General features: G+C 68.8%; 7 protein-coding genes. 2 read left to right on the top strand and 5 right to left on the bottom strand.

Annotation, left to right across the window (positions count from 1 at the left end; all coding sequences use genetic code 11):
- Positions 1-159: 159 nt before the first annotated feature.
- Positions 160-489 (bottom strand): iron donor protein CyaY, encoded by a 330-nt coding sequence (gene cyaY / locus JL37_RS02055; RefSeq protein ID WP_043541608.1) that lies wholly within the window; start codon positions 487-489, stop codon positions 160-162.
- On the opposite strand from cyaY, the gene JL37_RS31035 reads away from it, so the two are divergent.
- Complete coding sequence (locus JL37_RS31035) at positions 440-706, top strand: lipoprotein (protein WP_369798513.1); 267 nt, start codon at positions 440-442, stop codon at positions 704-706. The two genes, cyaY and JL37_RS31035, sit on opposite strands and share 50 nt — an antisense overlap.
- The gene (lysA, locus tag JL37_RS02050) at positions 703-1995 is read left to right on the top strand and encodes a diaminopimelate decarboxylase (RefSeq protein WP_043541607.1); all 1293 of its coding nucleotides are present in this window, start codon (positions 703-705) and stop codon (positions 1993-1995) included. Before JL37_RS31035 ends, lysA begins: the two co-directional genes overlap by 4 nt.
- A 54-nt stretch (positions 1996-2049) precedes the next feature.
- Here lysA and JL37_RS02045 read toward each other — a convergent pair whose 3' ends face one another.
- Genes JL37_RS02045 through JL37_RS02030 form a run of 4 tightly spaced genes read right to left on the bottom strand, consistent with a single transcriptional unit; the run spans position 2050 to position 9072 of the window.
- Positions 2050-3414, bottom strand: a complete 1365-nt coding sequence (locus tag JL37_RS02045; protein WP_156124194.1) for a hypothetical protein — start codon at positions 3412-3414, stop codon at positions 2050-2052.
- A gap of 18 nt (positions 3415-3432) precedes the next feature.
- Positions 3433-4149, bottom strand: coding sequence for a type VI secretion system-associated protein TagF (gene tagF, locus JL37_RS02040; RefSeq protein ID WP_043541632.1), 717 nt, complete (start codon positions 4147-4149; stop codon positions 3433-3435).
- A 13-nt stretch (positions 4150-4162) separates the two neighbouring features.
- Positions 4163-7792, bottom strand: coding sequence for a type VI secretion system membrane subunit TssM (tssM, locus tag JL37_RS02035; protein WP_043541606.1), 3630 nt, complete (start codon positions 7790-7792; stop codon positions 4163-4165).
- Positions 7789-9072: a DotU family type VI secretion system protein gene (locus JL37_RS02030; protein ID WP_043541631.1), complete on the bottom strand. Its 1284-nt coding sequence runs from the start codon at positions 9070-9072 to the stop codon at positions 7789-7791. Before JL37_RS02030 ends, tssM begins: the two co-directional genes overlap by 4 nt.
- Between the last annotated feature and the right edge of the window lie 16 nt (positions 9073-9088).

Genomic DNA, 9088 nt, shown 5'->3' with positions numbered 1-9088 from the left:
GCTCAGGCCTTCGGGCTTTAGCTTCTGACCGTCCAACTTCTGGGGGTCAGTTCAGGCGGGCCGGTTTTTTTTGCCCCGGGACCGCTCCCGGGCGCTCGAAAAAGGCAATAAAAACGCCCCCGGGAGGGGGCGTCAGGCACGCGGCGTGCTCCGTGCGGACTAAAGGCGTATCGTCACGGGAACGCCCGCCGCGGCGGAGCAGATCTGCGACAGGGCGTCAGGCAGTTGCGGGCCGCCTCGGGTATCGTTCCAGTGCAGGCCATCGTAGCGGTAGTGAAAACCGCCGCTGCGCGCCGCGACCCACAGCTCCTGCATGGCCGCCTGGCTGTTCACCACGACGTGGGTATTGTCTTCGAAAACCATGGTCAGCACATTGCCGCTGCGGCTGGTTTCGACATCGACGTCAAGCGAAGCCGCCCAGTCATCGGCCTGGCTTTCGATGCTGTCCAGCACCTGGTCGATCAACGCAAGAAATTCGGTTTCGGTCATAATCGAGCCTGCAAGAATTACGGAGTTCCCAGTGTTCCAATTGGCATTCAGCCGCATGGCTCTTCGCATTGTAGCCACGCTAGTGACGACCGGCATGGTTGCGGCCTGCGGGTACAAGGGGCCGTTGTACATGCCAACACCGGATGGCAAGCCGCCCTCGAGCTCACAGCCGCAGCAGAAATCGGTGCCGATACCGCCGGCACCTCCGATTCTATGACCTCCCGCTTCCCCGCGCAGCCCGAACTGGCCGGACATCCGTACTTCCAGTTCCGCAACAACGTCCTGTACGCAGAGGACGTGCCGCTGGACCACCTGGCCGAACGGCTGGGCACGCCGCTGTACGTCTATTCTCGCGCCGCGCTCAAGGCCGCCTGGGAATCCTACCGCAGCGCCGTGGGGCAGCGCCCGGTGCTGGTGTGCTACGGCATGAAGGCCAACTCCAACCTGGCCGTCCTGAAGGAATTCGCGCGCCTGGGCGCGGGCTTCGACATCGTTTCCGGCGGCGAGCTCAAGCGCGCCCTCGCGGCCGGAGCGGATCCGTCCAGGATCGTGTTTTCGGGGGTGGGCAAAGAGGCCTGGGAAATGCGCGATGCGCTCGCGGCCAAGGTCAAATGTTTCAACGTGGAATCCGAGGCCGAATTGCGCAAGCTCTCGGAGGTCGCGCGGGACATGGGCGCGCGCGCCCCCGTTTCGCTCCGGGTGAACCCGGACGTGGATGCGCAGACCCACCCCTACATTTCCACCGGCCTGAAGGAAAACAAGTTCGGCATCGCCATCGATTCGGCGCTGGACGCCTACCGCTGCGCGCGGTCGCTGCCGGCCCTGGACATCGTGGGCGTGGATTGCCATATCGGCTCGCAGCTCACCGACATCAGCCCCTATTTCGATGCGCTGGAAAAGCTGCTGGACCTGATCGAAAGGCTGGCCCAGGACGGCATCCGGATCAACCATCTGGACCTGGGAGGCGGGCTGGGCATCCGCTACACGGATGAAACCCCGCCTTCGCCCAAGGCCCTGCTCGACCATGTCTTCGAACGGCTGGAAGCGCGCGGCCTGGGGGATCTGCACCTGGTGCTGGAGCCTGGCCGCTCGCTCGTCGGCAACGCCGGCGTGCTGCTCACGACGGTCCAGTACCTCAAGCACTCGGAAGCGCGTAATTTCGCCATCGTCGACGCGGCCATGAACGACCTGCTGCGCCCGGCCCTGTACGAGGCCTTCCACGGCGTGCGCGCGGTGCATCCCCGCGCCGGCGAAGAAACGCTCTACGACATCGTCGGCCCGGTCTGCGAAAGCGCCGACTGGCTGGCGAAGCAGCGCAAGCTGGCCATCCAGCAAGGCGACCTGCTGGCCGTGGAATCCGCAGGCGCCTACAGCATGGCCATGGCCAGCAATTACAACGCCCGTCCGCGCGCGGCCGAGATCATGGTCGATGGCGACAAATACTACGTGGTGCGCCGGCGCGAAACGCTGGACGACCTGCTCAAGGGCGAATCCACCCTGCCCTGACCGGCGCCGCCCATTGGCGAAGCCGCCGGCGCGCGGGCGCGATCCGCGGCCCGCTCACTCGAATTCGTGCGCAATCGCGGCGGGCTTGCCCGGCGCCACCGTCAAGGTCATGCGGTGCTCTCCCGCCGACGCGTTTCGCACCGTCACCTGGTAGCGCCCGGGCGCAAGCGACAGCTGACGCAGCGGCGGGCTCACGCCTCGTGAACGGCCATTGACCAGCACCTCTCCCCAGGGACGTACCGCCACGCGCACCGTGACGGGCGCCGCCTTGGGCTGCTCCTGCGCCGCCGGCGCGGCGGGTTCGGCACCGGCCGGGCCCGGCGCCTGCGACGCGAGCGGGGCAAGCGGGTCGGCACCGGCTTCCGGATTGGCCGCGGGCGGCGGCGCGGCGCCGGACGGGTCGGCCGCCGCGCCGTCGACGGCAGGTCCTCCGGATTGCGGCGCAGGCTCGGCGGTTCCACCGGCCGGCGGCGCTGCCGGCTCAATCGGCCGCTCAGCCGGTTGCCCGGCGGCAAGCGGCGCCGGCGCGGATTCGGGCGCGGTGGGAACCGCGGGCGCAGCAGGAGCGGCGGGCGCCGGTTGCGCCGCCTGCGGCGCGGCGGCCAGCTGGACCGGCGGCTGGGTCCATTGGATCCAACCGTACACGCCCACCGCCAGCAGCAGGACCAACGCCGCCGCCCAGGGCAGCACGCGCCTGCCGCGAGCGGGATGTTCCGGCCGCATCGCCGTCAGGCGCACCGCCGCTGGCGGCGGCTGGGAAGCCTCGCCATTGGCGGAAGCCTCCGCCATCAGCGAGGGCGTAACCAGGCCGGGGGCCGCCGCGGGCACCTCCGGCGGCGGCGGCGGAAATGCGCCCATCGCCTCGGCCAGTTCCATCGCCGTGCGGGGCCGGGCGCGCAATGGCATCGCCAGCCCCCTGTCGACCGCGGCGTGGAACGCCTCGCCGTACGCGCCCGGCATCCGCTCCTCCAAGGGCTGCCAATCGTCGCGCACGCGGCGCGCCAGCGCGCTTGGCGGGGGGCTGCCCGTCGCCAGGAAATAGGCCAGCGCCGCCAGGCCATAGACATCGGTCCATGGGCCGCAGGGATAGGCGGGGTCATCCGTGTATTGCTCGAACGCGGCATAGCCGGCCTGCCGGGGCGCGTCTTCGTCGTCCGGCCAGGCATCCGCAGGCGCGGCCAGAATGGCCCCGCCCGACGGATCGGGGGTCACGGCGTCCGGACGGATACCGCCGTGCGCCCGGCCCCGCTCATGCAGCGCCGCCAGGGCGGCGGCCACGCCGGAAACGATCTCCAGGATCGCCTTCTCACGCCGCGGCCCCGGCGGCAAGCGGAGAAGGTCGTCGAAGCGCGACTCGCCGGAGACGGGAGGAACGCCGGCCCCGCCCGGGTCCGACGGCATAGCGGAAGTTCTGTGCATGCGATCCTCCGACAGGATTCAGGGGTGCCAGGTAGGCAGCGAGGAAAACAGCCGGGCGAACAGAGTGGCGTTCAGCGCCCCGCCATGGACATAGGTCTGCAGCGCCGCCCCGTCCGCCTGGTTGGTCCACCAATAGCTCGTATGGGAACTGGGGTTGAAGCAGAACGGCAGGTCGGGCCAGGCGCCCAGCGCGCGCCGCGCCAGCGGCGCCGATTCCTGCTCCAGGCCCGCGCTCAGGATGTCCATGATGTCGCTGCCCGCCGGCCGGGAAGACAGGCCGGGCGCCGCGGTCGGCATGCGCACCTGCTGCAGGCTGCGGTCGAACTGCTCCGGCGGGCAGCCATGGCGGACCGCGGCCAGCATGCTGGCGCCGATCTGCCGGTAGTAATCGCTGGCGCCGTCCAGGATACTGCTGTGGTACTGCGCGGGCGGCAGGGCCATGACGACGCACAAGGGGTAGCCGCGGCCCACGCGGTCGCGGCTTGGCGTGATGCATCCCAGTTGCGCAACGCCCGCGCCGGGCCCCGACGGAATGGCGAAATTCCAGATCGGCGCCGCGGCGAACCCGCGCGCCGCCGTGGCGTCCGGCGCCTGCTTGAGCGCCGCCAATCCGAACTGCAGCCAGCGGTCCCACCAGGTAATCAGTTCGCGCGGCAGGCGCCGATGCACGAAATCGCCCGCCGCAGGTATCTTGCCGTACCAGCCCACATGTCCGCGCTCCACTCCTAGCTCCATGTCCATGTCCTGTTCACGACGCGCCGGGGCAGGCGAAAGCCTGCATCTCGGCTAGATGAAACGGGCTTTTGACGCTGCTGGCGGTGATCTCCAACACCACCTTGCGCCCGCCCAGGTCGAAGGTGGCGAGGGTGACCTCCGGCGTTGCGCCGCGCCGCAGCTGCGCGCGGTCCAGCATGCGGTTCAGCGCCCACGGGCCGGATGTCGTCATGCCCGCCGCGCCCTCCTGCGGCGTCAGCTCTATGCGCACCTGGTTGCTGCCGCGGGGGCCCGGCCACTGCACGGTGGTGGCGACCTGCGGGCCATGCGCGTAGCGCACCGCCTGGCCGTCCACGTCCATCACGAACTGGGTGATGCCCGCATCCATCTCCACCGGCCGGATGGCCACCCGGTAGGACGGCATGGGATTGCCCGCCATGAAATACACGTCGCGGATGACGCCCGCCCGCTGGAATGCGTCCAGCGTGGCCGAATTCGCGCCCGACCGCCCATCGATCCCCGGCTTGAAGCGCCAGCGCTGGCCGGACGCATCGATCTGGGTCGCCAGGTTTTTCTGGAAAAAATCATCCATCAGGCCGTTGGGGCCGAACAGGCGCGCCATGTCGTTGGGCGCCACGTCGCGCGTCGAGCGGCTGGAAAACGGATAGCGTCCGGCCACCGACTGGCCGCAGAACACCCCGATGGTGGCGGACACGGTTTCGCCCATGCGCGCCCTCGCCACGTCCGACACCTCGCCGGAGGCGTTCACGGACAGCGCGTTGAGCACGTCGCGCAGCGGCCCCGGCAGGCGTCCGGCCTCGGCGCGCAGCTTCGTCACCGCATCCGAACTGGGCGCCGGACTGCCGCTGCGCAGGGCCGCGTCCGCCGCGGTCAGATAGGTATAGAGCTCGTTGATGAGGCCCGTAGTGGCCGCGATGGGCGCGGACGCGCCCGCCGCTCCGCCCTCCCCCTGCGCCAGCCGGCGATACGGTTCGAAATGCTGGTCCACGATGCGTTCCAGCTTCTCGTCCGAGGCGTCCGCGCGCGTCGCGGCGCCCGGTCCCGTGGGGCCGAACATCTGCTCCAGCGCTTCGCGTGTGCTGCTGACGCGGTCGCGCGCCTGGTCGACCAGCGACCGGTCCTCCTTGCCCGAATCCCGCAGCAATGAGGTTTCCCGCGCCACGCCCCGCACCAGCTGCACCAGGGGCGACTCCGGCGCCGACAAGGTGCGCGCCATCTGGATGTTCTGCAACAGCGACTTGCTGGGGGCCAGCTGCAGGTCGTTCAGGTAGCCGTCCCATTGCGCCACGTAATCGTTCATGTACAGGCGCTTGATATCGACCACCAGCTGACGCTGCGCGGCCTGGTCCAGCTGCCCGCGCAGCGGAATGTTCAGTATCCACGCGTCATCCGAGCGCAGCACTTCCGCCACGCTCGCGACACGCTTGTTGAACACGTCCCAGTAGCCCCGGTAGCTGTAGAGCGCCGGGACGCCCTGGCTCAGCGGCTTGCCGCTCTTGCGCACGAACACCGCGCTGGCCTGCGCGCCCCCGAGCGTCACCGCCGTGCTCTCGGACGCGGCGTCGGTATTGGCCAGGGTGCGGCGCAGCCGGCTGTAGGCGCGCTGGGCCAGCGTATAGCGCGCCAGCTTCTCGCGCGCCTGCGCCACCAGCTCTTCGTCCTTCGGAAACGGCGACGCCAGCACATGGCTTTGGGTCAGGTTGCGCAGATGCAGCGACAGCTGTTCGTACTCGCGCCGCGTGTAGCCTTCCGGCAACGTGGCCTGCATGTCGGAAAGCAGCCACGCATGCATGAACTCCGCGTCGTAGCGGTCGGCCTCGTACAGCATCAGATAGGCCCGCAATGCTTCGTACGAGTATTCCAGGTCGCTGGCCGACGCATCCCGCAACGCGGCCTCGACGCGCCGCGCCACCTGCGGCAGCAACACCTGGTCCAGCGTATTGCCGTACACACCCTGGGCGGCCGCCTGCAGCTTCAGGCCCTGATAAAGGCCGTAGCGATAGCCGAGCGGCGGGCTCTCGATCTCGAAGCCCTCATGCTGAGGCAGGTACCAAAGACTGTTCAGGAAAGGCATCAGGCCCAACAGATCGCCCGTGCGCGTGATCTTGATCTCGCGCGTCAGCTTCTCCACTGCCGGCACCCGCCGCGCCACTTCCTCCACATAGGCCGCGTTGTTGCGGTAGCTCAGCGCCCAGCCAGCGATCAAGGCAATGAATGCCGCCGTGACCAGCCCGTACCCCGCCCAGTGCAACTGCCGGTAGCGGCGCTCCCAACGCAGGTTCCGGGTCGCCAGGCCCGCTTCGCGGAAGATGACGTCCTGCAGCAGGTTCTTGAGAAAGTAGCTGCGGCCCTCCGCCTCGCCCGGCACGCTCGACGCGGGCGCTGCGCCGCCATCGATGCGCAGATAGCGTTTGAGATGGCCGGTCACCTGGTCGAAGGTCTCGCCTCCCTGCGTGCCGCTGGTGAAATACACTCCGCGCGGAATGACCCGGGCCTCGAATTTCGACGTGGCGAAGACGTCGCTCAGGAAGTGTCCCAGGATGGCCTGCAGGCCGGCGAACTGCTGCGGCAGCATATAGGCCAGCGCGCGCCGCGACGGATCGCTTTCGGCTGCCACCACTTCCGGCAAGGCGTCGTCCAGGCGCCGCTGCAGCAGGGCGTATTCGGCATGGAAAGCCTCGTACAGGTCGAATCCTGGTTCCTGCGTATGCGCATACGGCAGGGTAAAGCCCCAAACCTGCGCCAGCTCATCGCGGCTGAACGAGGCGAAATACTCCTCGAAGCCCGAAAGGAGGTCGGTCTTGGTGACCAGGACATAGACCGGGAATGCGATGCCCAGCTGCTCGCGCAGTTCCTGAAGGCGGCGCCGCAGCACGGCGGCATGCTGCGCCCTTTCCGCATCGGATGCGGACAGCAGGTCTTCGACGCTGACCGTCAGCATCGCCCCATTGATCGGCTGCCGGCCGCGATACTTGGCCAGCAGGCCGAGAAAGCCGCGCCATTCCTCCTCGTCGCCCGTGGGGTCGCTTTCATGCGTGGTGTACCGTCCCGCCGTGTCCAGCAGCACCGCGTCGTCGGTAAACCACCAATCGCAATTCCGGGTGCCGCCCACGCCGCGCAAGGCCACCTTCCCGTAGCGCTCGGCCAGCGGAAAATTAAGGCCCGAATTCACCAGCGCGGTCGTCTTGCCCGCGCCCGGCGCGCCGATGATCACATACCACGGCAGCTGATACAGGTACTGCTTGGAGAAGCGATCCAGCGCGCCGCGCCGGCCGCGGTTCTCGAAGCGCGTCTTGCGCAGCAATTCCACGGCCTCGTCGAACCGCGTTTCCAGCTGGCGGATCTCGTCGTTCTCCGCCGCGTCCTCCTGCGGTTTCTCAACGCTTGCCCGGGGCCGGCGCAGCTGTCCCAGCAACTGCGCGTTCAACCGCCCTTCCCGCCATTTGCGCCACAGGAGGCGCAGCAGCCAGATCGCGAACATCAGCACGATGACCGCAATGCGGACCGTCTCGCTTTCCAGCGGACGCACCGCGCCGATCGCAATCAGCGGCCCCGCGATCCATATCAGCACGGCCAGGGCGACCAGCCCCAGGAAGTTCCACACGCGCCGGCTGAAGAACCATCCGAACAGCTTGTAGATCATTCCTGGCCTCCCTGTCCGCCAAGCTCATGCGGCGTGGGCGGCACGAGCACTGTTATTTCGACCCGCCGGTTCAACGCGCGGCCCGCGGCGGTATCGTTGGGCGCCACCGGATCGGCGTCTCCACGGCCCTCGGCCCTGACTCTCGCCGTCTGCCCCAGGCGTTGCTCCAGCATCTCCTTGACGGCGTCCGCGCGCGCCTGCGACAGGTGCCAGTTGGAGGGGAAGCGAGCGCTGCGCATCGGAGTGTTGTCGGAGTAGCCGCGGACCAGGATGCTGCCCTGGGTCTCGCGCAAGGCGTCCGCCACGCGCGACAGGACGGGCAGGTACTGGTCGCGCACGGAACTGGCGCCGGACTCGAACACGCCGTCGCCCTTCAGCACCACGACGCTGCGGTCCACCTCGTCGCGCACGCTCACCAGCTGGTCGCGGATCTCGGGGGCCAGGAACACCGCCAGCCGCGGCGCTGGCGCCGGCCGCTTCACCGCCGCCGGCGCGATCTGCACGGTGGGCGGCCTGAGCTTGCCGATGGACGCGAATACGTCATCGGACTGGCTGCCGAGCCGCCAGCCCAGGCCCCAGTACAGCGCCAGCGCGAGAACCGCCGCCAGTGCGCCGAATACCCACAGGGGCACGGGCAGGCGGCGCAAGGGCGTCTGCGCCGGCGCGTCGCGCCAATGCGGAGACAGGGCCAGCGGATAGTCGCCGCGGGCCCCTCGCAGGATCCTGAGCAGCCGCTGGCGCAGCGTTTCCAGCTGCGAGCGGCCGTTGTCTATGACGCGATAGCGGCCTTCGAAACCCAGCAGCAGGCAGTAATACAGCAACTCCAGCAGGTCCAGGTGCTGCGCGGGGTTCTGCGACAGCTTGGCCAGCAGCTGGAAGAATTTCTCTCCCCCCCACGTCTCGTTGTGGAACGTCACCAGAAGGCTGTGCGCCGACCACACTCCGCCGCCGCCCCAAGGCGTGAGCGCCGCGGCCTCGTCCAGCGCGGTGCACAGGCAATAGCGCGCGCCCAGAATGGTTTCATTCGGAATGCCCGCCTGTTGCGCGCGCAGCTCGAACTGGCGCACCTCGTCCAGCAGATGCTCGCGCAGTATGGCGGGCGACGGATGCGCCGCGGTCGCGCGGATCTGCGGGATCAGGTCCAGCAACGGGTTCGCCGCCGCCACCAGCGGGTTGGTTCCGCTGATCACATAATCATGGGGCCGCAGCCTGGGGCCCGGCGCGTTGCCTTCTCCCAGGCCGCCCGGCGGGCCGGACAGGGTGTGATCCGAAGCATGCATAATCTTCTCCGCCTGG

The organism is Achromobacter sp. RTa, from assembly GCF_000757485.1.
GTDB lineage: Bacteria > Pseudomonadota > Gammaproteobacteria > Burkholderiales > Burkholderiaceae_B > Achromobacter.
The sequence above is the reverse complement of the archived record's forward strand: the minus strand, read 5'-3'. Positions and strand labels throughout refer to the sequence as shown.